The sequence below is a fragment of the Paenibacillus sp. CR_12 genome (genome assembly GCF_041953985.1).
In the GTDB taxonomy this organism is placed as follows: Bacteria; Bacillota; Bacilli; order Paenibacillales; family Paenibacillaceae; genus Paenibacillus_AQ; species Paenibacillus_AQ lautus_A.
The window spans coordinates 687982-713841 of sequence record NZ_JAVFHO010000001.1 but is presented as its reverse complement, the minus strand read 5'-3'; the positions used below and the strand labels follow the sequence as shown (position 1 = coordinate 713841).

Sequence of the window (25860 nt, the reverse complement as noted above, 5' to 3'; positions counted from 1 at the left end):
TTTGAATAAGATCAATCACTTGCCATAAGACGATCCTGAGGATGCAGCGGATCAAACTCCGGGATGGCTTGCATATTCACTCTGCCGGCAGCCCGTTCCTGATCCAATGCGGCATTGTAACGCGCGTTCAAGTCTTCAACCAATCGATCAAGGTCACCGCCGATCATGATATACTTTACGAATTCGTCCTCCCACTCCCTTCCGTTTGGTTTGAATCCTTGAGGCGACGCAGGCCATATCCCGTCATAATCGCCTGGTATAAAGCCGTCGATGCCCTCGATGTCAGGCTTCTTGGCTTTCTTGGCTATCGATTCCACGGATAGAATGCCAAGTCCGGCTTCCTGGTACCCGATCAGGACTTCATCGCTGTACATATAGCTGAGAAACTTCCATGCTTCCTCCTTATGCTGCGATTGACTGCTGATCGATAGCCATCTCGTCGCTCCCACTCCCTGATTGATCACTCCTTTATAGGTTCCGTCAATCGACGGGGGAAGTGCTGCCCCCCATTTGATCTTTGCCGGAAATTGAAATTTATAAATGCCGGGTTCCGAAGAATAGGACAGATACATCCCGATCTTACCGTCGGCAAACTGCGCCCGGAGCGGATCGATATCCAGGGATTCAGCTCCCGGCAGCGTGCTGCCATTCTCCATCATGGCCCGGAATGCGCCAATAATCGGTTTTAAGCCTGAGAAGTCATAGGTACCTGTTGAAAAGTCATAACCATCGCCGCTGATACCGCTTATTTCAGCTATCGGAACGGCGGAGCGGCCGAGGGCGCTGGCCGGAATTTTATAGGGCAGCGCGAACCCGTAAACGCCTTCTGCTTTTCCAATCTCGGTGATTCTCCAAGCAGCCTCCACTAACTCGTCAAGAGATTTCGGAGGAGAGGTGATGCCGGCCCGCGCAAACAGCTCAACATTATAAATAAGCCGTAAGGTGGATCCGCTGTTAGGAAGGCTGTATATCCATTGATCGAATACGTTATATCCTTCGATAAAGGCCTGCTTCCCGAACCTGCTTCTGATTACGGGCGTTATATACTCGTTCAATGGTTCCACGTAGCCTTTACGGGTCATTTCAGCGAGATCGATCGGGGTGAAGATGTCGGGTGATTGTTCGCTGGCAAAAGACAAATCCAATGATTGGGCAAAATCATCCGCCATCACGGTCATCTCAACCTCAATGTTATCGGGATTCTCTTGGTTATAGCGATGAATCACCTCTTTGATATAGTTCGCGTCATGTCGCCCCGTCGACCAGAACTTAAGCTTTGTCTTTGCACCTGTAACGGCCATTTTCGAAGCTGCCGAGTGCGAAAATATGCCGTCCGTGCCCTGCCCGCTGCTGCGCTGCATGCAGCCTGTTACGGCCATGCTTAGGCACGTCAATACAATCAGCGGTAATCTCCAAGTTATCATGCACACTCCCTCCCTGTGCTTGTATCGTAGCATAACCTATTTTATCGATATAGACAGGACGGTAAAAAAACTGTAAAGGGAAGAAAATCGATTTATCTCCTAAATGCAAAGAGGCTTCCACCAAGCAATTGCTTGGTGGAAGCCCCCGGTCATGCTGAGATCCAATTAGAACTTATTCTCCCCGATGCTAGTACCTATCGCTTGAATACCACATCGGCTGCAATCGGCAGATGATCCGATGCTTCGGTTTGGATCACGCGTTGATTGGCATGCCGGACGTTAGGGGAAGTCAGAATATAATCGATGGTTGCCGACGGATTGATGACAGGGAACGTATAGGCATCGTCTATTCCCTCAAAGCTGTTTACGAATAAACCGCTGTTTAACAGTAATTGAAACTCTGAACTGTCCGGTTCCGCATTAAAATCCCCCAGGAGAAGCGCAGGTCCCTGGGAGCCGGAAGCAAGGTCAATGATTTCCTGAGCCTGTGCCGTTCTGCTGGTGACATCCAGCCCGAGATGCGTGTTGTAAACATCTACATGGATTCCTCTCAGATTAACGACGGCATGAAGAACGCCGCGCTGCTCCTTCCCGAAGCTGCTTAACCATGTATTCTCGGATCGGAGTATCGGATACTTGCTCACGATGGCTGTCCCGTATTGACGGTTGTTTGTTTGTCCTTCCCCCGGTTCCAAATCAAGATTCGCGCCGTAAGCGTAATGATAGCCGAGCAAATCAGCCAATTCCTTGGCTTGGTCTTTAAAATCGCTTCGTTCCCCGTAATGCCGATCCACTTCTTGAAGCCCGACAATCTCAGCGCCGGAGTCGCGGATCACATCCGCAATTCTCTGCAGGCTCAGCTGACCATCGATTCCTACCCCATGATGGATATTGTAAGACATTACGGTGGTGCTTACTTCTTTGCCTTGACCCTTTCCCGCTGCCATGACGCCCGTTGCAAACAGGGGAATGAGGAACAAACAAGCGATTAGCGAAATGAGGCTTTTTTTCATGAACGAATCTCCTTCCAATAGTCAGATTAATATCGTAAGAATCAAATTGATTATATACGGGTTTTATTTTCGCCAGATCAAGCCAAGAGCTGCTCCTTTAAAATGGTAAAAAAGAAACAGACTAGACACACTTAATATGGTCCAGCCTGTGACCTGCGACTTACATTCGCTTGGTTGATCGCAACTATTCAATGAGTCAAAACCACATGGGCGTCAATTAAAAATGCTGTCCGGAACGTAATATACCTTCTGCGTATTCTGCTTATTGACCGGATCCGTAACGATCGTAAAATATACGTTGCCGTTCTTGGTCTGAACTCCTTCGATTTCATGGTTGCCTACATTCGTAATTTTCACGAGGGTTTTGAAAGTCCCGGTATTCGTCATCATGGCAATCTGCGGGGTTTCGCCTTCGGCTCCGCCTGACGTATAGATTTTCGTTTGGCCGAGCATATCCGCCCCCTGGAAGGATCCGTTCGGTCTAACGATGCCGCTGCCCGATTGCGTGAAGCTGCCAACCGCTGCGTTCACCGCGGCTGCGCTGTCCATCCGCACCTGTTCATTGCTGTCAAGCAGCTTATTGAGCGCGACCGTGTCATAAATGGACCAGGTCACGGTTCCTTCCTTCGTCTGAACGCGGAACACCGTATGCGTACTGTTGCCGCCGCCATCAACCCGGTAGGTCTCGCCCAGCCTTGCTCCCGTTTTATTGGCGTAATTCATATAGGTAAAGCGATGCAGATCCGTATAATCGACCGTCTTGCCGGCCGAATATTGCAGTCTCGCTACCTGAAGCGACCAGTAATAATCGGTTGAAGGATCCGCTTTTGAACTGAAATAGAAATAATTGACGCCGTTGTACGTATACATATCCAGCGTTTGACAGTGCCCCGTGTTGGTGACGGTCATTTTATCTACAAAAGTAGCGTCATTGCCGTTAATGAGCAATCTTGAAAGATAGCAGGTTCCCTTGGAACGCTGCGTGACATACAGATATTTATCCGCGATGTAGGCTTTTTGAACAGCCACGTTGTGTTGAAGTCCCTTTAAATTGTAGGCAAGCGTTGCCGAAGCGTTGACGGTTTTCTCTGGGGTTGCCGCGAACGCGGGCAAACCGGACATACAAAAGATAAGCATTGCAAGGATGAAGGACGTGAGTAATTTAAATTGCCTTTTCTTAAGGCTCAGCCCTTGAACGTCAAACATCAATCCACCTCCATGAATATGATAGAATACCGTGAGTTCCTCGGCGCCCCCTTTCCTAGGTAGTGAATGTACACTTTGAGTTTACCATTTCCCCCAAGGATTTCCTGTGCTTATCATACTTAAAGTTTTAGGAAATCATGGTCCTTTAGCCCTTTTTTTTCGATTAAATGCCCAAGAGATCATAAAGAAAAGGAGCATCCGCTTTAAGATTCGGCGAATGCTTCCTTTGTCTCTAGCAGTTTAGGGATGAATAACAACGGATACAACAAAAGGTACAGGTTGGGCACCCACCACATGAGGTCGAAATCCGACTTGATGATCCAAAAAACGATCGCCTGCAGCCCGGAACAAAACGTCAGGGTAAGCGAGATTAAGGCGAGATTTTTCCATTTCGCATTTCTTCGTTTATGTAAATACAGACTGTACATCCCGGTAACGGATATGAATATGTCCAGCGGAAAGAACGACCAATTCCAAATAACCAGCAGCTCATTGGTATAATCCTGATATAAATACTCTTTAGGAATTAAGGCAAGTGCGGTAATGACCCAATACATAATAAATGCGATATCCGTCACTAAAAACAAACCTTTTAATGTTTTGCTCAAGGCATACCCTCTCTTCTCCTTCGTGGTCTATCGTTGGCTCAAGTTTCCCTCTTGATGATACCAGCCAAAAGAATCTCTCCCATATCGCGCAGGCCCTCCTGAAGGGTCATGCTGCTCCTGTTTGCCGCCGAGTCCTCCATTAACCGATAAAAGCCCCCTACATACAGATCAATGAATATTTTGGCGTTAAACGGCCGGAGCAAGCCTTGACGAATGCCTTCCTGAAATAATTCGGCAATGCTGCCCCATTGCTCATTTAGAAATTGGTCGAGGCGGTTCCATTGGTTAGGATAATAACGCTGCAGCTCCGTGATGAGGTTTAGCTCGATAAACTGAAAATCAGCCGGGATAAGAATCAGACATCGTCTAAGTTTCTCCAATGTGCTGAGGCTCGCGTTATTCATGATTTCCTTCTCTTTATGCTGAAGCTCATCGATCGCCCCCTCGAGAATTTCGGCAATTAGCTCATCTTTGGAAGGGAAAACGCCATACAGAGTTTTCGTGCTCATTCCCAACTGTTTGGCCAGTTCACCCATCGTAAATCGCAATCCGCTTCTCCGGATTTCCTTGCTTGCCGCCTCGACAATTCGTTCTCTCATAGAAATTCACCCCCCTACCCCGGAAAATATATAAACAATATCATTTTCCGCATTTTCCTTACATATTATCCCGATTCCTTCTTTGTGTCAAACGAAAGGCTGATCACAACGAAAAGAGACAGCATGGAATGCTGTCTCCAAAAACATCGATAGCTTAGACATGTAGGCAAACCCTTTGAAATAGGCTTACGCTTCAGGCTTTTACCTTCAACTCAACAACACTGTTCTCCCAATCCGAGTGGCCGCCTACAACGATGTTAACTCGGCAAGGGACGACATCGTAATCCATGTTACGGTTCCAGATGGCCAGTTCCTCGAAGCCGAGCTCGAACGTAACGGTGGTGCTGTCCCCGGGCTCCAGCATTACCTTCTTGAATCCCTTCAATTCTCGAAGTCGGCGGGTTATCCCTGATTGATCGGCTTGTATGTAAAGCTGTACGACTTCGTCCCCCTTCAGCTTTCCGCTGTTCTTCACCTCCACGCACACCTCGACACGACTTCCGGAGCGAAGCTCGTCAAGCGTCACTTCATTCTGGGAGATGGCCGGAGATCCATATTCAAACGAGCTGTAACTCAAGCCGAATCCGAACGGATATAACGGTTTGGACGGCATATCGACATAGGGACGAGGGCGCCCTGCGTTTTTCTGATTGTAATAAACCGGCAATTGACCTACGGAGCGCGGAATCGAGACGGGCAGCTTTCCGCTCGGGTTCACTTGGCCAAACAGGATTTCTCCGATGGCACGGCCCCCTTCGCTACCGGGATACCAAGCGCACAGCAAGGCATCGCTAAGCTCGGCCACCTCGCCGACGGCGAGCGGACGTCCCTGAATGAGCACGGTGATCACCGGTTTGCCGATCGCGTGAATTTCCCGAACCAACTGCTCCTGTATCCCGCCTAAGCGAAGTTCGGCTAGATCGACTCCTTCCCCGCAGTCCATTTCCGTCGGATCCCCCTCTGCTACGATCGCTGCGCCGTTATTGTCAAACGTGCCCCCGAATTGACGAGCACTGCTGCCGCCAAGCACGAGCACGACCGCGTCCGCGGAACGGGCCGCTTCGATTGCTTCAGGCAAGCCCTGGGTGGACATGCCTCGAACGCTGCATCCTGGAGCGAAGACGATGTCCGTGCCTTCGGGAGCAGCCATCCGAATGCCTTGAAGCGCCGTGACTCCGCTGCCCTCGCGCTGAACGCTGGTGTAATCCCCGAGCTGGTTGTAGAGACGGTCCGCATTAGGACCGATGACCGCCAGCCGTTTGATACTGCTGTGATTCAATGGCAGTACGGCTTCATCGTTTTTAAGAAGCACAACCGCTTCTCTTGCAACGGAAACGTTCAACGCTCGGGCGGCTGCATTGTTCACGGTCGAAGCAGCCAAGCCCTCGTCAACGTACGGCTGCTCGAACAGCCCCAACCGGAATTTCAGGCCAAGCATTCGACCAACCGCGCGGTCGATGCTCTCCATATCGGCCTTCCCTTGCTTCACCGCTTGTTCAAGCGTCGTGAATGACTTGTCCCACAGGCTTAGATCCACCCCGGATGAGAGAGCAAGCGCCGCTGCCGACTCATAGTCTCCCGTAATGGACACCAAACGGTCGATGGCCGTTCCATCCGCCATGACAATCCCATCAAATCCCCATTCATCTCTCAGAATGCCGGTTAACAGCTTATCATTGGCATGACATGGAATGCCGTCGAGTTCATTATAGGCCGCCATGACGCCAGCCGCCCCTGCCTTGATCCCCGCCTCCGCGGCAGGCAGGTGGATTTCCCGCAGCTCGCGCTCGCCTGCGGGAACCGGGCCTGCGTTCCGTCCGCCCTGCCCTGCTCCTTGAGCGCATAGATGCTTGAGCACGGCAGCTGCCTTATCGTGTCTCTTCCATTCTTCCGGGTTTCTTCCCTGCATGCCAAACACAACCGCCTCCGTCATTCGCGCAGCCAGGTAAGGATCTTCTCCGTAACATTCCTCGGAGCGTCCCCACCGCGGATCCTGCAGGATGTCCAGTACCGAGACCAAGCCTAAATGCGCGCCTCGGCTGCGGATCTCGGAGGCCACATGGGAATAGGCGCTTTCAATTAATTCGGGATTCCAGGTGGAACCGATGGCCGTATTGACGGGCAGAAGCGTTCCGTCTAGCGCTTGATGGCCGTGGGGGCATTCCTCCGAGAGCAGGACGGGAATGCCGAGCCGGCTGTGTTCGATCACGTAACGCTGAATGGCGTTCGCCACCTTCGCGTTGTCCTGCGTAGGAATCCCGTTCTCATAGGTCACCCCGGACCAAGGATCCGCCCGGAACAGACCGTACAGCGCCCCCATGCCGGCCCCCCATTCAACATGCTCCTTGAATAGGTCGGTCAGTTCAAACTCCGTTTCGGTCCCTTCGCTTCGCCGATATGCCATCCAGCCGTACAAGTGCTGGTTCAGCTGCCCGACCTTCTCCCGCAGCGTCATTCTGGACAATAAATCCTCTACGCGCTCGTCTACGGGGAGCGCAGCATTCCGATATTTCTCCATATTCCCCATACTCCTTCCATCCTGGTCGTCATGCTTTTAATCATTCTTTGATATTCAAGACCCGATATTTCTTGGGCGTCATGCCCGTGTACAGTTTGAAGACGGATACAAAATACTTGTATTCTTTGTAACCGACGCGGTCGGCAATCTCAAACACCTTGTCCTGCGTCGTCAGCAGCAGCTTTCTCGCCTCGTTGATGCGCAATTCGTTCATGTATTCGCTGAAGCTTTTTCCCGTGCTTTGTTTAAAAATATTGCTGAAGTAGCTGGGCGTAATCTTTAAATACGCTGCCACTTCCGACGCTTTCAGGTCGCTCAGATAATGATCCGCCATATACTTCTTGGCCTTCTCAATGATCCAGAACGATCTGTCGATGCCGACCCTGTCGATCAGCTGCAGCAGATCAAACACTTCCGTGGATATCGCCAGACGAATCGCGTCGGGATGATTGAACACCTCCAGGTCGATCGTTCTCTCCAGGCCATGCTCCAGCTGGGTCAGGCCGCTTTGACGAAGTCGCTGCCGCAGCATGATGGACAGTTCATCACACACGTTCACCATATCCGTCAACAGGTACCGCTGATCCCGGAAGAATCGGAACATGCCGTCGATTAGCTCTTCCAGCATTTCGGCATCCTGCTTGAATAATGCCACGGACAGTTTCGAGACCATGTCGGCACTGTCGAAATCGTGCTTGGACCGGCCGTTATCCACCTCGGACTTATATTCGCGATCCAGCAAGGGGCGCTGTTCCAAGGCATAATAAGGCAGTAACGCTCGCACCTGCGAGCAGATGGCTGCCGTTTGGTCCAGGGAAGCGTAAGCATCCGATACCGCGCCATACAAACGATGCTCTTCCGGCCAGGCATCCAGCATCGCCTGCAGAATTTCATCCCACTGCCGCTTCGGGCGCGGCTGATCCGTCATTAGCAGGGTCAACAGCAGATTTTTATGCACAAACACGGATACTTGACGAATTCCGCTGGTTTCGAGGTTTTCACGAACCGTCCGGATCCATACATGCTGCAGCATCGTTAAATCCTGTTCCGATACGGAAGCTGCAAGGTTCGAGAACTTCTCCAGCTGCGTAGCCATGAGTTTATATTCGGCACCGTTTACTAAATCGCCGGGCACCGCCTTGGCCAATGAAGTTTCATTATGCGCTGCCATGTCGGAAAGCCACAGCTCCGCATCCTTCGATGATCCGTCGACACGGATATCTTGGTTGCGAATGTCTTCCACGATTCCGGTCACGGCGGCCACCAATTCGTCAATATCGACGGGCTTCAGCAAGTAATCGGTTACATCAAGCTTGATGGCTTGGCGGGCATACTCGAATTCCTCATAACCGCTGATCATGATGACCCGAATCTGAGGATGACGGAGCTTCAGCTCCTTAGCAAGCTGAAGCCCGTCCATTCCCTCCATTCGGATGTCCGTCAGAACCAGATCAATCTCGTGTTCCTGCACCACCTGCAAAGCTTCATTGCCGTCATAAGCCTCGGCGACGACCTCGACTCCATAATCCGCCCAGTCAATGGTATAGTGCAAGCCCTGACAGATCACCGGTTCATCGTCAACGATCAGCATTTTTACTGTCTTCACGTGTTGCATCGTACGATTCACCACCGTAGGTTTCAGAATATGGAAGCTTGAGGCGAATCAAGGTTCCTTGCGATGAAGCCTCAATCACTTCCAGTCCGTAGCGTTCTCCGAAAAATAGGTATAAACGTTCATGAATGTTGCTGAGCGCACCTCGTGTGCGGCCGGCTTGGACTCCGATTCGCAGGGATTCCCTGACTTCTTCCAAAGTAGAATCGTCCATACCCCGGCCGTTATCCTGCACGTCGATCCAAATCTCGTCCTCCCGCTTATACGCGATGACCGTTATTCTGGCGACCGGCTCGCGCCGATCAAGGCCATGCTTGAGAAAATTCTCGACCAAAGGCTGAATGGTAGCCTTCAAGGTAAGCGAATTCGCCAGATCATATTCCATGTACAGCGCATATTTCAGTTTACGCCCCAGCCGTCTCTGCTGCAAATACAAATAAGAGCGTACGAATTCCATTTCTTTAGCAAGGCTGGTCTCGTAATGGCCATTGTTCAGACTGGAACGCAGGAATCGGGACAAAATTTCGATGAGCTGGCTGGACTCGACGGCCTTCTCCAGCCTGGCGGTCCAGCGGATCATATCCAGCGTATTATAGAGAAAATGCGGATCCATCTGCTCCTGCAGCAGGCGCAGCTCGGATTCGCGCTCCCTCAGTTCCAGCTTGTATTTATGCTCGATCAGTTCCTGAATCGTGGAGACCATATCGTTAAACCTGCGGTTCAGCTCGGAAATCTCATCCTTGGAACGAATGGGGACCCGAGCGTTGAAATCGCCGAGCTTTACGCGATTGGTCTCAATCTTCAGGCGCAGGATCGGCCTGATAATCGTATAGTGGAACCCGATCAAGGCCGATAAGCCCAACAGGAGAATTCCGATGAGAATAACCTGCATCAAGATGGATACGCCGCGTACATCCTGATCCAACGCAGCCTTGGGCACCATGGAAACGATCGTCCAATCGGTATTCTCCATCCGTTGATGAAATGTCAAATACGCTTCCCCGTCGTGTCGGTACGTGGAAGAGCCCATCGTCCCGGCGGTTATGATATCCGTAATCGCTTTCCCATCGCCGATATCCAAGGATAGCAATTCTTTGGAGGGCAGTACGATTTGTCCTTTGGCATTCACAATAAATACCATGCCTTCGTCCCGCGTCAACCCCCGCTGCAGCTGTTTAAGAATACTGGCTTCATCCATGCGGATGACGAGCCTAGCCAGCGGGAGCGTGATCTCGTCATAGGAATTCAGAACCCGGAACAATGAGACGAGGTTTACTTCACCATACCAGCCGCTGGTGGAAGGATAGCCGTTGCTCCACACGATTCCGCCTTTATGCTCGTCCGCCAGCCGGTTCCAAGACTCTTCGTTGCCGTGAATCGGCTCGCCCATCTCAATGGAATTGCCGTTAAACCCGGTAATCGAAATGGATTTGATATAGTTTTTGGACATGAGCTGAAACGTCAGGAATCCTTCGAGATTCTGCTTCAACTGCTCCGCCCTCCCGCTCTCTGGCGGTGGATCAAGGCGCAGGTATTGGCGCATGTCATTGCTCAATATCAAATAATCGGCTATATCCTCGATCATGGCCGTTTGTTCTTCCAGCTGGTTCGTTACGATCTCCAGGCTGCGCTGGCTTGATTGGATAAATTGGCCGCGCAGCACTTCGTTCAGCTTGTCTTGGGCCAGGACGCCGACCCCCAGCGTAGGCAGAATGACAAAAAAGAGGAAAATGACCAGAGCCTTCTGTTTCAGACCATAATTCCCGATCCAGCCCAAACTGCTGCGCATGTCCATTCCCTCTTTCGATGACTTCATGATGTTGAGCTGAAACCGGATTAACCTTTAACTGCGCCTGCCGTCATGCCGTTAACGAGCTGCTTTTGCAGGAGCAGGTAAAAAATAATGATCGGTATAAGCGCGATCGTCAACGCAGCCATTTGCAGCGTAAGGCTGGCCGTCTCAATGCCGACAAAGTTGGCGAGCCCAAGCGGCAATGTTTTCAGCGACGATGAACTGATCAAGACGAGTGCGAACAAGTACTCGTTCCAATTATAGATAAAGTTCAAGATCACGACGGTTGAAATCGCCGGACGCGTGATCGGTAATATGATCGACCAGAAAATCTTGAATACGCCCGCGCCGTCCATGACGCCCGACTCCTCCAAATCCTTCGGAAACCCTCTCATGAAACCCTCCAGGATAAAGATCGTCAAGGACAAATGGAACGCCGTGTAAGGAAGAATCAGCGATAAGTGGGTATCCAGCAAATGCAGATTCCGCATGATCAAGAAAATCGGAATCAAGGTCGCATGAATCGGAACGACCATGCCCAGCAGAAATATCGCGTAAGTTGCACCGCGCAGCTTAAAATTGAACCTTGCCAAGAAGTACGCCGCAAGCGATCCAAGAAGGACCGTCACGACCAACGATACGACCGTTACGATGATGCTGTTAAGGAAGTAGGTATCCATATTCGCCACTTCCCATGCCTTCGCGTAATTGGAGAACTGCAGCTCGGTCGGTATGGAGAACGGGTTCGCAGCATATTCCTGCTCGGTTTTGAACGAATCTACGATCATCCAAAAGAAAGGGATTATATTAATAATAGCGAATATCCCCAAAAAAGTGTATGCCGATAAATGGAACCATTTCGTTTGTCTGTACATCTCCTCCCTCTCCCTTCTATTCCTTTTCTCTCGCCAATCGATTTACGATCGTGATGACGATAAGGCTAAACAGCAGAATCAATACGGACACTGCACTGCCGTAGCCGAATCTCATATTCATAAACGAGTTGTTGTACATATAGACGGTCATAACCTCCGTCGCATGTGCCGGTCCGCCGCCCGTCATGATCTGGATCAGATCGAACACGCGGAACGAATTACTGATGCTGTAGACAACGGACACGAGCAATGTTCCTCGGATCATCGGGATCGTAATCCGCATGATCCGGCTTAGTCCAGTCGCGCCGTCCAGGGCAGCCGCCTCATTGACTTCATCGGGGATATTCTGCAGCGCGGCCAATAGAATGATCATATATAAGCCGCAGTTTTGCCATATATAAGCGATGCTGATGGAGATCATGGACCAGAACGGATCCCCCAGCCAATTTTGCTGCCAGCTCTCAAGACCCAGAACGCCGAGCAGGTTATTCAGCATCCCGTATTCCGTGTTGTACACCATGCCCCAGATCAGGGATACCATAACAGATGAAATGACGACCGGCAGGAATCCGATGGTCCGGAAGAAGCTGGAGCCCTTGAGTCCTCGATTCAGCAGCAGGGCCAGCAGCAGGCCAAGCGGAATCTGACCCGCTATCCCGGTAAACATGATAATGATGTTGTTCTTAACGGACAGCCAAAAAATATCATCCTTGAAAATATCTACGAAATTGTCCAGCCCGATAAAACGCATGGGCGTGATTCCGTCCCAGTTCATTAATGAATAATAAACCGATAAGCCGATGGGAAATATGGCAATACATATATAGATAATGAGTGCTGGCGCCAAGCCCAAGAATATAGCCCATTTCGTATGCTTAAGCGTATGCATTGGCGTAACTCCTTTCTTTCTGCCTTTAATAAGAAAAACCCGCTGCCGGGTTTTTCTTTGTGCCATCATGATCTTGACTTAAGGAAGGAAATTCGCAATTTACTTCATGCTGTCGAAAGCTTCCTGAACCTCTTGGGCGAGCTCCTCCGGCGTCCCTCTGCCGATGGTCAGCGCCTGCAATCCGTTCTGCATGACGTCGGTAACTTGCGTCGGAATGACGCTGTCGAACACCGGCGCCGTTCCCTTGTTGGTCAACTCCAGCATCTCCTTGAGATACGGGCTCGCATCTTCAGGAATTTCAACGTTGGCTGGTACGACAACGCCTTTACTGATCAGATCTTTGTACAGGTCCTCATTGACAAAAAACTTAATGAATTCCTCGGCAGCCGCTTTCTTTTCATCGCTCAATCCTTTTTTAATGGAGATGCCGTACTGAACGACGCCCGCGCTTTTCACCGGATCGCCGGATCCGCCAGGGACGCTTGGGAAGAGCGCAATGCCGAATTTGTCCCCTTCCTCGTTGTTGATGCGGATTCTTCCGTCAACGGTAGAAGAAGAAATATGCATCGCTGCTTTGCCTTGAATGAAGTAGTCCTGCCCTTGGACGGAATCCATGTTGTTCGCATCCGTATTGAATGCTCCCAGCTTGGACAGTTCGTCGATGACGGCAATCGCTTTCACGTATTCGGGATCGGTAAATTTGGCTTCCTTGCTCAGAATTTTCTGCAAGAAGTCACTGCCTACGTAACGGTCCCCGATAATCGACAAGAAGGACGATTGAAGCGGCCATTTCTCTTTGTTGCCCAAGGAGATCGGCGTAATGCCGGCTTCCTTCAGCTTTTTCACCGCATCGATGAATTCGTCGTAGGTAGCCGGAAATTGGTCATAACCGACCCCGGCGAACATCTCTTTATTGTAATAAATAATGTCCACGAAGGTTTGTTTGGTCGGCACGGCGAATTGACTGCCGTTCTGGTTAAATCCGGCCAACGCGTCCTCAGGCAAAATATCATTCCAGTTATCCATCAGGTCATCCAGCGGCATCAGCAGATCCCCGGCTACCAGAGGAGCCAGGTCGGCACCAGGCCATACGACGTTGATATCCGACAGGTTGTTGGCGGCAGCCAACGTGCGCAGCTTCGTTTTATACTCCGTTGCCGCTACCCCGTCCTGCTTGATGATAATGTCGGGATGCTGTTTTTCGAATTCGGCGATCCGCTCTTTGTACACCTCGTTATCCACGTTCGGCGATGTCCATGGATGCATGATGTTCAAGGTAACCTTTTCCGGCTCGGCAGCGTCTTTCTCTCCGGAGCCGCAAGCGACGGTTGACATGAGCAGCAGCGCAGCTGTTCCGGTGAGCAGCATCGTTCTAAGCTTCTTAGACGTTTTCATTTAATATACCCCTCTCTTTATACGTTACATATCATGTTCTTATATTTAACAATATAAGATATATTAATTATACAATCGGGTTAGCGATCCCAATATCCGCTAAAAAAACGATTTCATCTAATTTTTTTAAGTCATTTTGGACAAAACGGGCTTCTTATTCATCATATTTCTCTCAAATGCGTAAATTTTCATTACATTAAATTCACGTTTTTCCATTTTAATGGTATCGCTTACATCTTTGGTTCTACAGAAAGCGTGGCATTGAACTAAGTCATTTGCCACGCCCTGAAGCGTCTTTATTGCGGTTCGTTCAAAATATAATCCACTAAGTCATCCAACGGTACCGTTGCGAGGGCAATTGCCGTATCGGTTACGCCGTAATAGATATAGAGGAGACCGTCCTTGACGACATTGCCTGTCGGGAAAATGACGTTCGGGATCTGATAGCCGAATTTTTCATAATACGTCTCCGGCTCCATAATGAACCGGCGGGTTCTGGCGATGATTTTCTCGGGATTCTCCAGATCCAGCAGCAAAGCCCCCACGCGATACACCGTATCTTGGTCTACGCCGTGGTAGAGCACCAGCCAGCCTTTGTCCGTCCGCACCGGAGGCGTCGAGCCGCCGATTTTTTTAAACTCCCAATCGTTGTTCTCGGCTTTTGCCAACAGCTTCGGCTCGTCCCAATGCACCAAGTCTTCGGAGTAGCTGATCCACATGGCCGCTTTTTCGGTTCCGTATTCCTCCCCTACATATTCTTCCGGTCTGCGAAGCAGCACATACTTGCCGTTGATTTTCTCCGGGAACAGAATGTTGTCGCGATCATTGATATCAAGCGGCGTTGTATCGCACAGGTACTCCCAATGAATGAGATCCTTCGAAGTCAGGATCCCGGACCGCGTCAGCCAATGGCCTTCCTCTTCGCCCCAGCCGTCCGGATATTCGGGAATCGAGCGTTCGGGGATGCCGGCTCCCGTCGGGTAATAGTTCATGGCGCACGGGCGCAAGGCATAGTTCAAATAAAAGGTGTCGTCGATCTTGACGATTCGCGGGTCCTGGATGCTGCCATAGGGGAATCCCAGCTGGTCCGGCGTTACCACCGGTTCGTCCAGCACATGGGTGAAATGCACGCCGTCCGTGCTTTCCAGCAAACCCAGGTAGTTCTTGCAGGGAGTCAGGGATCCTGCCGTCCGTTCAATCATATAGAATTTTCCGTTATCGATAATGACGGCCGGATTGAATACCGTCACCTTTCTCCAATCGTAGAGTCCAGGCACTACTATCGGATTTTCCGCATGCCGGGTGATTTTCATGGATAAGCCTCCTCATGATTGCTATGTAAGTGTTATCAAGCTGCTTTCTTTAACTCATTATAAGAGGCTTGGTCCATTCATAATATCCTGTAAACTTTCAATATTATCCGAAATATTGTTATCAGTGATGCTTGGCAGCATAAAAAAAACCAACCCGGTATACCGGGTTGGTCTTCGTCATGGAAGGGATTAACTATGCACCAGTGCTTTTAAGCTTAAACCTAGCGTTTCTGAAGTCGTATCTTGAATTTCTTCGAAGAGGGCCGGATTCTTCGAAAGCGACATCCCGTAAGAAGGAATCATTTCCTTGATTTTCGGTTCCCATTCCTTCATCTGCTGCGGGAAGCATTTCTGCAATACCTCAAGCATCACGTGAACGGCCGTCGAAGCCCCGGGCGAAGCACCGAGCAGGGCTGCGACCGAACCATCCGCGGCACTAACCACTTCGGTCCCGAACTGCAGCGTGCCCTTTCCGTTAGCCGTATCCTTAATGACTTGTACGCGTTGGCCCGCCACGACGATTTCCCAATCCTCGCTCTTCGCGTTCGGGATGAACTCGCGCAGCTCTTCCATGCGCTTCTCATTCGATAGCACCACCTGCTGGATCAGGTATCGGGTCAACGCCATTTCTTTAACCCCCGCCGCCAGCATCGTGAAGACGTTATTCGGCTTGACGGAACCGATCAAATCGAAATTCGAACCCGTTTTTAGGAACTTCGGCGAGAAGCCGGCAAACGGACCGAAGAGCAGTGCTTTTTGGTTATCGATGTATCTTGTGTCCAGATGGGGCACCGACATCGGAGGAGCTCCAACCTTGGCTTTTCCGTATACCTTGGCATGATGCTGCGCAACGACTTCTTGATTCTTGCAGACCATGAACAGTCCGCTTACCGGGAACCCTCCGATATGCTTGGATTCGGGGATGCCGGTTTTTTGCAGTAAATGCAGGCTGCCGCCTCCGCCGCCGATAAAGACGAACTTGGCCGTATGGAACTCGGTTCTGCCGTTATCGATATCCAACACTTTTACTTTCCACGAGCCATCGGGAGTACGCTTGATATCCTTCACGCTGTGCTTGTAGTTGACCTCCACGTCTTTGTTCTTCAGATGCTCAAACAGCATGCGCGTTAAAGCGCCAAAGTTAATGTCCGTCCCGGAATCGATTTTGGTTGCCGCTAACGGTTCGTTCGATGTGCGCCCTTCCATAATAAGCGGAATCCATTCCTTCAGCTGCTCGGGATCCTCGGAATATTCCATTCCTTGAAAGAGAGGATGATTTGACAGCGCTTCAAAACGTTTTTTCAAAAAGGCCACGTCTTTTTCGCCCTGAACCAAGCTCATATGAGGTATAGGCATGATAAAGTCCTGCGGATTGCGAATCAGATTGCTGCTTACCAGATAAGACCAGAACTGCCTTGAGACCTGGAACTGCTCGTTGATGTTGATCGCTTTGCTGATGTCTATAGATCCGTCAGGTTTTTCGGACGTATAGTTAAGCTCGCATAGTGCGGAATGGCCGGTCCCCGCATTATTCCATTCATTGGAGCTTTCCTCCCCCGCGCTTGCGAGTTTCTCGAACACTTTGATCTCCCATTCGGGCACCAGCTCCTTCAGTAAGGCTCCCAATGTCGCGCTCATGACGCCGGCACCAATCAAGATTACGTCTGTTTTTTTGTCCATGTTGCTCATTATACCCTTCCTTATCCCATATATTTGAAAAAAGAGTAGGCGTCCCTGCTAATAATGTCGATAAAAAGCAAGGCGTCTTCTGAAAACACACCTTTTCTGTGTCAATAATCACCATATTATAGTCTATTATAAATATTGATAGATTAAAATATCTACTATTATCTAATCATTATAAACGATTTCAAGTTGTTAACAAAGTGAGAAGATCCTCCACAATATCCGACAACTGATAATCCGGCTAACGTCATAACAAAAAAAGCCGCGAGGATCGCGACTTTAAGCGGGTTTCGACATGGTTTTCCCGTGTTGCGGCTATTTCACGTTGCCGAGCAGCAGATTCGTCTGAATCTCCAATTGCTTTTCAAGCGAGATCAGGTCGCCTGCGGAGAACTGGTTGATATCCAGCGTGAAGATGCGGTTGTTTTTGTAAGCCGGAAGGGATTTCCAAAGCGCGCTCTCCAATATCTCGTTGGCTCGTTCCCCGCCCCCGTCCGCATCGTAGACGGTCACGAACATGTAATCCGCGGCCATGTCCGGCAGCGATTCCAGCGAAATGTCCAAACCGGCGCCTCCGTTTACGACCTGCCCTTTCACGGCTTCAGGCGGCTGATAGCCGAGACCGGAATAGAGATTACGGGTTCCGCGGCCAAAGCTTTCTCCCACAACCCAGAAGTTTTTCGCCCAAATCTCGTAAACGCCAACGGTTTCTCCTTCCTTGACTACGCCGTTCAGTTTGATCCTGGCCTCAGCGAGCTTCTCCTCGTAATGCCGGATCGCCTCCTCGGCTTCCTCCGATTTCCCGAGAAAGTCGCCGAATTCCCGCAGCTCAGCATACAAATCTTTGGCTCCCCAAGGAATGACAATCGTCGGCGCGATTTTGGCGAATTGTTCATAATTCTTATCCGAAGGCCGAATAATAAGGTCGGGATCAAGGGACACGATTTTCTCAAGCGCCGCTTGATCATCGCCGATATCCTCGATTCCGTCCGTCAAGTCCTGCAAAAAATATTGATTCAAGCTGGCCGTACCTGCCCCGACCGGCTTAACGCCCAAGGTCAACAAATGGCCCAGGTATTGCGTCGCAACGATTCGCTTCGGTTCCTTCGGAATCTCGATCTCTCCCATAACCGTTTCGAATATTCGTGTTGCTTCTGTTTGTTGTCCCGCTTGGTTCACCACCTTCTCGCTTTGCTGTCCAGAATCCCCGCATGCTCCCAATACGATGACCAAACTTCCGATCAGAGCCAGTTTCCATCCTTTAAGCCACTGCATCCATTAAACCCTCCACCTATTGATAATGATTATCATTATTATATTGATAGGGAGAAGGCTCGTCTATTGCGCTCCGTTTGCGGTTCTATGGACATTTGTAAGAAGTTCGGTTTGGATGCTTAATTGCTGCTCTAACGCTAACGGGTCATTATGCTTAAACAGCTCCAGATCGAGTAAGAACACTTTGCCGTTGCGAACGGCGGGCAGGCTCCTCCATTCCTTGGTGTTCATAACCCGTTTTGCATATGCTGCACCTCCTCCCGCTTCCCACACGGTTACGAATATATAATCCGCCGCATGTGCGGCAAGCATATCCGGCGTTAATACCAAGCCGATTCCTTCTCCCAGGACGTAATCAGTCAGCGGCTCCGGCGGCCGAAAGGAAAAGGTCCGGTATAAATTGCGAAGGCCTCTGCCATAGGCGACATTGACCGCCCATAACCGGTCCTGCCAAAACTCCAGTACAACTGCCGTCGCGTTATGAGTACTGATTCTGTTGGCGACTATCGAGGCTGCAGCTTCCTCTTTCGCCCGAAACGCAGTAATCCAGTTCTCCGCCTCCCGCTCGCGATTCAGCGCTCTGCCCAACCGGAGCAGCTCGTCTAAGGAGTCTTCCTGCCCCCATGGAAGGTAGATCGTTGGAGCAAGCCGGGACAAAGGCTCGCTGTTGGGTCCGGACGTGACGATCAGATCAGGCTGCACGGAGGCAATCGCATGGTGCGATTTGGCATCTCCGATATCCGCTACATGCTTAAGCATTCCCCTGTAGGGGCGGGCGCGCAGCAGATTCGATGACGTTCCCACGGGCGTAAGTCCGAGCGCCAGCAGGTGGCCCAGATATTGCAGCGCCACAATACGCTTCGGCCGCTGCATATAATCGCGTGGAGAGTGGCCGAAATGCTGCTTGAATTTCCGGCTTAAATACATGCCGTCTTGGTATCCGACCTCCCGTGCAATGCGGTCGAGATTGCGATCGTCGCCGTCAAGCAATGCCTCTCTGGCTTTCTCGAGTCGCAGCCGGGTTAAATACTCCGTGAAACCGGAGCCCGTTGCTTTTTTGAACGATACGGAAAAGTGCTCCGGCGTAAATCCAGCCCTCTTTGCCATGTCGTTACGCGTTAAGGCTATGTGATAATGCTTCTCCATATATTCAACTGCAAGTCTCATACGCTCAAGCCAATCCTCTTCCCGATTCTTATCGTTCGTTGATCGCAGCAGCGCGCTCAACAACTGTTTGAATACCGCGTCGATGCAAAGACGAGCTGCAAGTCCTCCGCCTCCTGCTTGATCTTGCATTCGTTGGCTTAGTTCTTGAATCAGGACAAGAGCTTCGTGCGTTGCGGCGAAGGGAAGCTTGCCGGTGTCCATCAGTGCAGACAAATTCTTGATGTATACCCTGTTGCACGCGGTGCTCTCCTTGAGATCCCATACTTCATAACGCAATTCGTAAACCTCCAGCGGCACCGGCGAAGGCGGCGTCCGTTGAATGTCGACGATCGAACCCGGCGGACAATAACAGACAGCCTTCGCCTTCAGTCGGTGTTTTCCTCCGTTCAAATATAAGTCGCCGGAGCCTTTATGGATCATGTATAGGGTATGCGTCTCCATGAAACCCCCGACTGGCTCTTCGGCGTGACCTTGCTTTATGTACCGTACTCCCAACAGCGAATATTGCGTTTCTTCCATGCTGGCGCTCCTTCTGACGAACTCCTGTTTTAACCTATTATAATCTCGTTGATAATCATTCTCAATAAAACAGTGTGTTCAGCTCTAGCTGAATTCTCTCTTATAACTGATGTGATCTGATGAAATCAGAAAAAATAAAAGCGCCATTTCCTTGTGGACTTGGCGCTTTTATGGATTTAGTGAGGGGCCATTTTGCCTGGCATTTGCGACTGGATCGGAGCCGTGGCGTAGCTGTTCTGCATATACTGCATATCTTGCTGAGGCAGCTGCGGCACTTGATAGTAGCCGTGCTTGTTTTGATACAGCGAAATTTCATACGCCATTTCGATGCAGTTGGGAAGGGAATCCGCTAGGACGCGGCGCACAACCGGATTCGTGGATTCCATCGCTGCATTCGTTTTCATGGTAGCGCCGGATTTCACGGCGTTCAGCATGCTGAGCGCGATGGTTTCATCATTGATCTCGGCAGTGGACTGCATCGGTTTTTTCGGTTGTCCCGGTTTCATGCCGTAGATAAAGTCGTTCCCTTGCTTCATTTTATAGCTTTGCGTCGACTTGGATGGATCTTGTCCTGTTTTGAAGCATTCTAAGGTGATATTATATTCATCCGCCATAAATTGCTTTTGGCGCTGCAAGATATCCCGAAGCTCCGGATCCTGCACATGTCCGCTCAGCATGGTATACGTGTTCATCGTATTAATGGCCCCTGCCAGTACCTCGTGTACATCGAACATTTCATGACCGCCATGGTTCAATTGCGGTGGAATCATGCCGGTTTCCATGTTCTGATGATTTTGCTGTTGTTCGAATTGCATTCATGTACCTCCTATGGGTTTTTCGATTTTTATGCAGCTATAAATCCACGGTGGTGGCGCTGCGAACGGATTGCATTTGCAGTCCAGGTTTATTGTTCATTACATGAATCAAAAGTATTCAGGCAGTCGACTTATTTCTGATCCATATCGTCAACAGCAGCATGAACGGCAGGGCAACCTGGAAAACCGGGGTTACATAGGTCACGACAATCTTCACGCCTAGCCATATGTCGCCGGACCCAAAGCATATTCTCAGATACGATTACAGTTCTCGGGTTGGGGACTACTTTTATTTAGCCATTATCCATGCTGCCTTCATCGGGAAGCAGTTTATTTAATAAACATTCCTTACCTCAAATAAAAAATCGACCGTTTCTCCCTATCTGGAAACGGTCGACTCCCAAGATGCTTTTCGGCGTTGCCGATATATGACTTATGCCGAAGGATCGGTCTTCCCTTCGTCTTCAATCGCTACGATTTCACACAAGGTTCGCAGTCCCGTCGTATAACCCAACCGCCCTTGCGAATGATCCCAATAGTAGTAATCCCCGTGCATCCATATCAAATCATACGCTTCGCCCAGAGCTGCATGGCGGACAACGAAAGGTCGAACGTTGTTATAAGTCGAGTTTTCGGTGACTTGATTTATTTCGGTGATCGTCCCGTCATGCGCAATGACGCATTGATGAATTTCGAAAACCTCACCGTATGTACCCTTTACAGGGATTGACATGTACACGATGGAAGGGTTGTTATGATCCAGCGTCATACCCCCGGAATAGCATAATTCTCTTTGATCATTTTGGTGGAACCATCGTCCGCCATCCGCCAACGGTGTAATCCGCCAATCGGAGCCGGACCACTTAGCGTAACAATAATGGTGGCGATCCTTATCCCTACTGATCCTAACAAACAAGATCACCGGGTATCCCTCTTTATCGACGGCTATATCCCAGTTCCAGTTGCGTATGCCCGGCTGGCGATCGACCAAGTAGGCCGGATCGGTTTCTTTGTTATCCAGCTTCAGCGGCCCGCGGTGCAGATCTGCGAGCTGATGTCCATCAGCGCCATGCAGCGTCAGGGTATTCACGTCCAAATACGAATAGTACAATGAATTCGGAATCATATTGTCCGGATGCGTATAGGTATACGTCATCATAATTTTGTCTTTGCCGTTCGTTTCGTACTTGGCATACGGCCTTTTTCCGGTTTCTTGTTCAGAACACCTGGAATCCACGATCTGTTTCGGTTCCATGTCGCAAGTGACGTCGCCATCCGGATCCGGCAGCGTGTACCTAGCGACGGTCGGGTGCCAATTCATGCCCCGCCACAACAGATAGAAATAACCGGGCTGATCCGTCATCACGAAGGGAGAAGGATAGGTGGTGTTCCCATATCCCGTGGTAGCGATGATTTTTTCAGGCCCTAAGGTTTCTAGATCGTCAAGACGGGCTGTGACGCGATAATAAAAATAGGGGGTTGTCGAGTGCTCGGCATAAAAAATCATCAACCGGCCGTCGGGCAGTGCCAAAAACGTCGGATTGTTATGGTCATCCTGCTGGAAACCCGCCCGCACCCGCACTTGCTTGCGTTCTTGGGTCACATGATCATATTGAACCGCCTGGATGCTGCCCTCAACATCGATGTACCCGATGTATGTCTTGTCGCTGCCCGTTGCGGCATTGACATGTCGCAGCGCCCTCGGATCGGCAAACCAGCACCAGGCACCATCACCGGTAAGGGTGGTAGGGATGCGTTCGATGCGTTCAGGTTCAGCATAAAGGTTTATATTGGAATTTGTCATTTGAGACCTCCTCGCTTCCTTGTCGGATCACTTGATTGCTTCATGATTATCCTCTATCGTTTCATGGCAGCGAATGCATCCAGCTGATTCTGCAGCTCCTCCATGAAGCTCGGGAATCCTGCTTCGCTCATCTGCTGCCTCGCAAATGCAAGATCAGCATCGATACCTTCGGACATGCCGACGGACAGCGGTACGATGTAATGCGATCTGACTGCCTCCATGGCTGCGAGCTCCGCCGTTATCGGTACCGTATCGAAGCGGAATCCCGCCAGCGGGCTCTCTCCGTTCTCTACGGCCCGTTTCGCGCCTTCCGAATGCTAATGCTCAACGATGGCCTGCCATTCTCCCGGTTATTTTTCCAATTGGCTCATGCTGCCTTCATACAATCCCGTCCAGCCCGGCTTATTGTTCTCCGACTTGATGCCCGCATAGCTGATGTAATCCCCCTCCAGATTGTAGTTCTCCCCTTCCACGCCATACAGCAGGAGATTGTGGTATGTACGATCCGTGTGGGCCTTCTCGATCAGCTTAAGCGCAATTTCCTTATGTTTGGAGTGCGCGCCGACCGAAATCATCGTAATGTTGTCCGTCGTCATATAAGGCATGTAGTTCGGCACATGGTCGAGATAATAATCAAACCATCCGTACTCGAACCCGGGAAACAACTCCTTGAGCACTCCGATGCAGCCTGCTGCTGACTGCGTCGAAATGGTTGTTGAATTCCAGCGTCTTCTTATCCGTTTTCATCCATTCCAGCGTTTCGCCGGAGGCGTTTCCTTGGGCAGCCAGAATCTCGCGGCTTGATAGAAACGATCCATTCGCTCGCTGGCTCGCGCCCATCGTGATGCCCTTCAATTGTACGACGGGCTGCCCGTTTGGACCGCGAATGATGCCTGGGGTCCCTTCCTCGCGAGGATTCATCGTGGAGTCATTTGCAATTATGGTGCAATAACGGAGCATGTGTCCGCAAGGTCACCATAATAAGCTCATTTCGGTTAAATAGCGTATCCTCTGTCCTCGTGATCTCAATATTCTTCCGATATTACCAAAATAACACCAGGGATTTGCGTCGTATGACCATTTCCCTCATTAGGACCACGGAAATCGATCCAGCTTCGTTTAACTTCATGGATTTGCGATAATAGAGGACCCTGGTTCCGCTATTTCTTTGATTTACCTGTTTTCACAGCCATATGCGGACAAGAGATCCGCTATTGCAGGATTTAGCGTGGAATCATTTGCGATTATGGTGCAATAACGGATCCTGGGTCCGCAAGGTCACCATAATGAGCCCATTTCGGCAAAATAGCGAATCCTCTGTCCTCATGGTCTCAATATAAAGCAACTCCAGCTCGAAGCTCAGCCTCTTCTATTCGCAATGCCCATAACGTGCGGATTCCAAGGCCCCTCCCCTGCATTCATAGGTTCCACAGGAATCTTAAAGACAACGCTTTCAATTTATCGAGCGGCCTTCATATTTCCTGTCTTCTTGTCCGTATTTTATATCAATGCGTCTACCTTTAGCTACTATATTAACGGCTTCGAATCCATCATTTTCGCATCATTTTTTCCTTGAACGGTTAGATAAGGACAAAAAGAGCTGCCTTTCAGCAGCTCATCATTGACTCATTTAAGGTTGGCCTTAGTGAACACGATTACTTCCGACAGGCGGCCTCCGCCAGCTCGGTGAGCCACTGCGCCCTCTCCCCTTCGGCTTTGGCGGCTATCTTCTTCAGCTTGTCCGTACCGCCCCAGATCAAATATACGATATGCTCCACCTGGTAATACGGGAGGCCGCGAACTTGATCGAGCACTAGCCTGACGTTTCGATCGTGTTCCATGTCCGATTGTATCTTCAGTTTCATCGAATCGGTGCAGTGCAGCATGCATTTTATCAAGGTTGGAATGGTTTCCGTATGAACACCATGCCGCTCTTTAAAAGCTACCGTGAAATGGTTTTGAACGGATTGGTGTTCGTCATTGACTTTGCCCATGTATTCCTCCACCAACGGGAAATACGTTTGATCCTTCAATCCGAGGCCAAAGACGGCATAACTTCCCGGCATGCAGTTTTTTTCCCCTTCCGTATCCGCATACCATTCAAACGGCTCCATCGCTGCTTTGGCATACTCCTCCATGAAGGGATACAAATCCGGGTATTCCAAGGCGTTGGCGAAGAACCGATGCGTTCCCGACTTAGCCAATCCTTTGATCGGCAGCCACTGCTTGAGCGAAGATTTCAGTTTGATTTGGCAGCTTTTCGGGAATCCCAAGCTGAAGAGGCGTGTCAGAAACCGGAGCGCGCGAGCGTAACTCTCCCCCGTTTCCTGCTTAATGGCTATGGAGACCTCGGCAAACACATCGTTGGCCGTGCAGTCAATCATTTCGTCACGCAAACAGACGTCTTCCTTGGCGAAGGTCCCGCTTCCTTCCTTAGTCAATCGTTTGGCCCGTTCGCTCCCCAGTTCCTTAGCGCAATTCAACATAGCCAATCCTGTGCTTCTGCTATAAGAGGGCTCGTATTTCAGAATCAGGATGGCGGCGTAGATCAGCAGATCGATTGGACCCTGCTCGGTATTTTCCAAATGAATGTCGATTTTTTTCTTGTATTCTCGCTGCCATTGCGTCCCGATATTATCGAAATAACGCGGCAGCCAACGCTGCTCCGCCCAATCCCGTAAAGCCGTAATCAGATTAGATCGATGCTCTGCGAGATGTTGGTTCGCTTTGTTCAACTGCTGAACCCGCTCAAAAACGGCAATGATCCATGCGGGATCCGCGTCAGGATACAGCCCCTCGTCCAGGATGTGCCTGGACAGGAAAAACGTCTCCAACGGTTTCGTCGGATAGGTTCCCGCTTCTAGCTTATTGGCAATATAGGTTGCGATTCGTTCCCGTAATTGCTTCTTCTTTGCCTCATCTGCATATGTAAGAATGGAAAGGTTCAGGTCGCCTTCACGCACTCGAAACTTGCCGTTAAACGTAAACTGATAATCGATTAACGAGCTCGGCATCTCGTCCAATTTATGCTGCATATAAGTGGATAGCTCAGGAATGATGTGCTCTCGCACATGTTTTTCGGCCAACGGCTCACCAGTTGTCTTCCTGTCTATCGGCATCGATAAGTCCAGGTCATGTTCCGCCATGCTCACCCTACCCTTGTCATATTCGAGCAGCGCATAGTCGTGGATCCCGATCTGCAGCGAAGTACGCTTTACGATGTCCTCCGCGTTTTTATCGCTGATATGGGCCATCCATTTGTCGATCTCCTGTTTCATTTCGTTCAAAAGTGTTTCCAGTGTCTGATCCATGTTCCACTATGCTCCTTTATATCATTTCGTATTGTTCCT

21 protein-coding genes are annotated in these 25860 nt (G+C 50.2%); all 21 read right to left on the bottom strand.

All coding sequences use genetic code 11. The features are described from left to right. Positions 1–11: 11 nt before the first annotated feature. On the bottom strand, positions 12–1424 hold the full coding sequence (locus RB297_RS03190; RefSeq protein WP_192572063.1) for an ABC transporter substrate-binding protein: 1413 nt from the start codon (positions 1422–1424) through the stop codon (positions 12–14). Between the two features lie 194 nt (positions 1425–1618). Next, positions 1619–2437, bottom strand: coding sequence for an endonuclease/exonuclease/phosphatase family protein (locus RB297_RS03185; protein WP_277748836.1), 819 nt, complete (start codon positions 2435–2437; stop codon positions 1619–1621). A 213-nt stretch (positions 2438–2650) separates the two neighbouring features. Then, positions 2651–3643, bottom strand: coding sequence for a phage baseplate protein (locus RB297_RS03180; protein ID WP_036663222.1), 993 nt, complete (start codon positions 3641–3643; stop codon positions 2651–2653). Between the two features lie 203 nt (positions 3644–3846). Next, positions 3847–4251, bottom strand: coding sequence for a YvaD family protein (locus tag RB297_RS03175; protein ID WP_375119710.1), 405 nt, complete (start codon positions 4249–4251; stop codon positions 3847–3849). A 38-nt stretch (positions 4252–4289) separates the two neighbouring features. Next, the gene (locus RB297_RS03170) at positions 4290–4850 is read right to left on the bottom strand and encodes a TetR/AcrR family transcriptional regulator (protein ID WP_213578405.1); all 561 of its coding nucleotides are present in this window, start codon (positions 4848–4850) and stop codon (positions 4290–4292) included. Positions 4851–5043: 193 nt separating this feature from the next. After that, on the bottom strand, positions 5044–7368 hold the full coding sequence (locus RB297_RS03165; protein ID WP_375119709.1) for a glycoside hydrolase family 3 N-terminal domain-containing protein: 2325 nt from the start codon (positions 7366–7368) through the stop codon (positions 5044–5046). Between the two features lie 40 nt (positions 7369–7408). Next, on the bottom strand, positions 7409–8983 hold the full coding sequence (locus RB297_RS03160; RefSeq protein ID WP_375119708.1) for a response regulator transcription factor: 1575 nt from the start codon (positions 8981–8983) through the stop codon (positions 7409–7411). Next, positions 8946–10769, bottom strand: a complete 1824-nt coding sequence (locus RB297_RS03155) for a sensor histidine kinase (protein WP_375119707.1) — start codon at positions 10767–10769, stop codon at positions 8946–8948. Before RB297_RS03155 ends, RB297_RS03160 begins: the two co-directional genes overlap by 38 nt. A 47-nt stretch (positions 10770–10816) precedes the next feature. After that, a complete protein-coding gene (locus RB297_RS03150; RefSeq protein WP_009592052.1) occupies positions 10817–11647 on the bottom strand; it encodes a carbohydrate ABC transporter permease in 831 nt (276 codons plus the stop codon). Between the two features lie 16 nt (positions 11648–11663). Beyond that, positions 11664–12536 (bottom strand): carbohydrate ABC transporter permease, encoded by an 873-nt coding sequence (locus RB297_RS03145; RefSeq protein ID WP_015735068.1) that lies wholly within the window; start codon positions 12534–12536, stop codon positions 11664–11666. A 99-nt stretch (positions 12537–12635) separates the two neighbouring features. After that, on the bottom strand, positions 12636–13931 hold the full coding sequence (locus tag RB297_RS03140; protein WP_375119706.1) for an extracellular solute-binding protein: 1296 nt from the start codon (positions 13929–13931) through the stop codon (positions 12636–12638). 296 nt (positions 13932–14227) lie between these two features. Further along, positions 14228–15244 (bottom strand): glycoside hydrolase family 130 protein, encoded by a 1017-nt coding sequence (locus RB297_RS03135; protein WP_009592050.1) that lies wholly within the window; start codon positions 15242–15244, stop codon positions 14228–14230. A 189-nt stretch (positions 15245–15433) separates the two neighbouring features. Next, positions 15434–16933 carry a malate:quinone oxidoreductase gene (locus RB297_RS03130; RefSeq protein WP_015735059.1) on the bottom strand — a complete coding sequence of 500 codons (1500 nt, stop codon included), beginning with the start codon at positions 16931–16933 and terminating at the stop codon, positions 15434–15436. Positions 16934–17245: 312 nt separating this feature from the next. After that, the gene (locus RB297_RS03125; protein ID WP_375119705.1) at positions 17246–18205 is read right to left on the bottom strand and encodes an ABC transporter substrate-binding protein; all 960 of its coding nucleotides are present in this window, start codon (positions 18203–18205) and stop codon (positions 17246–17248) included. Positions 18206–18268: 63 nt separating this feature from the next. Next, entirely contained in the window at positions 18269–19891 is a 1623-nt protein-coding gene (locus RB297_RS03120) for a helix-turn-helix domain-containing protein (RefSeq protein WP_375119704.1), read from the bottom strand. A 176-nt stretch (positions 19892–20067) separates the two neighbouring features. After that, on the bottom strand, positions 20068–20706 hold the full coding sequence (locus RB297_RS03115; RefSeq protein ID WP_015735056.1) for a spore coat protein: 639 nt from the start codon (positions 20704–20706) through the stop codon (positions 20068–20070). A 433-nt stretch (positions 20707–21139) separates the two neighbouring features. Beyond that, positions 21140–22510, bottom strand: coding sequence for a BNR repeat-containing protein (locus tag RB297_RS03110; protein ID WP_375119703.1), 1371 nt, complete (start codon positions 22508–22510; stop codon positions 21140–21142). Between the two features lie 53 nt (positions 22511–22563). Continuing rightward, complete coding sequence (locus RB297_RS03105) at positions 22564–22731, bottom strand: DUF3502 domain-containing protein (RefSeq protein ID WP_369682782.1); 168 nt, start codon at positions 22729–22731, stop codon at positions 22564–22566. Positions 22732–22860: 129 nt separating this feature from the next. After that, complete coding sequence (locus RB297_RS03100; protein WP_096773541.1) at positions 22861–23187, bottom strand: hypothetical protein; 327 nt, start codon at positions 23185–23187, stop codon at positions 22861–22863. Then, on the bottom strand, positions 23144–23431 hold the full coding sequence (locus RB297_RS03095) for a hypothetical protein (protein WP_375119702.1): 288 nt from the start codon (positions 23429–23431) through the stop codon (positions 23144–23146). The genes RB297_RS03100 and RB297_RS03095 overlap by 44 nt, the downstream gene beginning before the upstream one ends. 734 nt (positions 23432–24165) lie before the next feature. Further along, positions 24166–25821 carry a DUF6138 family protein gene (locus RB297_RS03090; RefSeq protein WP_375119701.1) on the bottom strand — a complete coding sequence of 552 codons (1656 nt, stop codon included), beginning with the start codon at positions 25819–25821 and terminating at the stop codon, positions 24166–24168. Positions 25822–25860 lie beyond the last annotated feature (39 nt).

What these genes read in the sequence shown, in the direction of transcription:
- RB297_RS03095 (WP_375119702.1), bottom strand. Translation starts at nt 23,431, where the DNA reads ATGAATCCTCGCGAGGAAGGGACCCCAGGCATCATTCGCGGTCCAAAC.
- RB297_RS03155 (WP_375119707.1), bottom strand. Translation starts at nt 10,769, where the DNA reads ATGCGCAGCAGTTTGGGCTGGATCGGGAATTATGGTCTGAAACAGAAG.
- RB297_RS03160 (WP_375119708.1), bottom strand. Translation starts at nt 8,983, where the DNA reads ATGCAACACGTGAAGACAGTAAAAATGCTGATCGTTGACGATGAACCG.
- RB297_RS03145 (WP_015735068.1), bottom strand. Translation starts at nt 12,536, where the DNA reads ATGCATACGCTTAAGCATACGAAATGGGCTATATTCTTGGGCTTGGCG.
- RB297_RS03110 (WP_375119703.1), bottom strand. Translation starts at nt 22,510, where the DNA reads ATGACAAATTCCAATATAAACCTTTATGCTGAACCTGAACGCATCGAA.
- RB297_RS03170 (WP_213578405.1), bottom strand. Translation starts at nt 4,850, where the DNA reads ATGAGAGAACGAATTGTCGAGGCGGCAAGCAAGGAAATCCGGAGAAGC.
- RB297_RS03115 (WP_015735056.1), bottom strand. Translation starts at nt 20,706, where the DNA reads ATGCAATTCGAACAACAGCAAAATCATCAGAACATGGAAACCGGCATG.
- RB297_RS03125 (WP_375119705.1), bottom strand. Translation starts at nt 18,205, where the DNA reads ATGCAGTGGCTTAAAGGATGGAAACTGGCTCTGATCGGAAGTTTGGTC.
- RB297_RS03090 (WP_375119701.1), bottom strand. Translation starts at nt 25,821, where the DNA reads ATGGATCAGACACTGGAAACACTTTTGAACGAAATGAAACAGGAGATC.
- RB297_RS03165 (WP_375119709.1), bottom strand. Translation starts at nt 7,368, where the DNA reads ATGGAGAAATATCGGAATGCTGCGCTCCCCGTAGACGAGCGCGTAGAG.
- RB297_RS03150 (WP_009592052.1), bottom strand. Translation starts at nt 11,647, where the DNA reads ATGTACAGACAAACGAAATGGTTCCATTTATCGGCATACACTTTTTTG.
- RB297_RS03105 (WP_369682782.1), bottom strand. Translation starts at nt 22,731, where the DNA reads ATGGAGGCAGTCAGATCGCATTACATCGTACCGCTGTCCGTCGGCATG.
- RB297_RS03140 (WP_375119706.1), bottom strand. Translation starts at nt 13,931, where the DNA reads ATGAAAACGTCTAAGAAGCTTAGAACGATGCTGCTCACCGGAACAGCT.
- RB297_RS03135 (WP_009592050.1), bottom strand. Translation starts at nt 15,244, where the DNA reads ATGAAAATCACCCGGCATGCGGAAAATCCGATAGTAGTGCCTGGACTC.
- RB297_RS03190 (WP_192572063.1), bottom strand. Translation starts at nt 1,424, where the DNA reads ATGATAACTTGGAGATTACCGCTGATTGTATTGACGTGCCTAAGCATG.
- RB297_RS03120 (WP_375119704.1), bottom strand. Translation starts at nt 19,891, where the DNA reads ATGGAAGAAACGCAATATTCGCTGTTGGGAGTACGGTACATAAAGCAA.
- RB297_RS03130 (WP_015735059.1), bottom strand. Translation starts at nt 16,933, where the DNA reads ATGAGCAACATGGACAAAAAAACAGACGTAATCTTGATTGGTGCCGGC.
- RB297_RS03185 (WP_277748836.1), bottom strand. Translation starts at nt 2,437, where the DNA reads ATGAAAAAAAGCCTCATTTCGCTAATCGCTTGTTTGTTCCTCATTCCC.
- RB297_RS03180 (WP_036663222.1), bottom strand. Translation starts at nt 3,643, where the DNA reads ATGTTTGACGTTCAAGGGCTGAGCCTTAAGAAAAGGCAATTTAAATTA.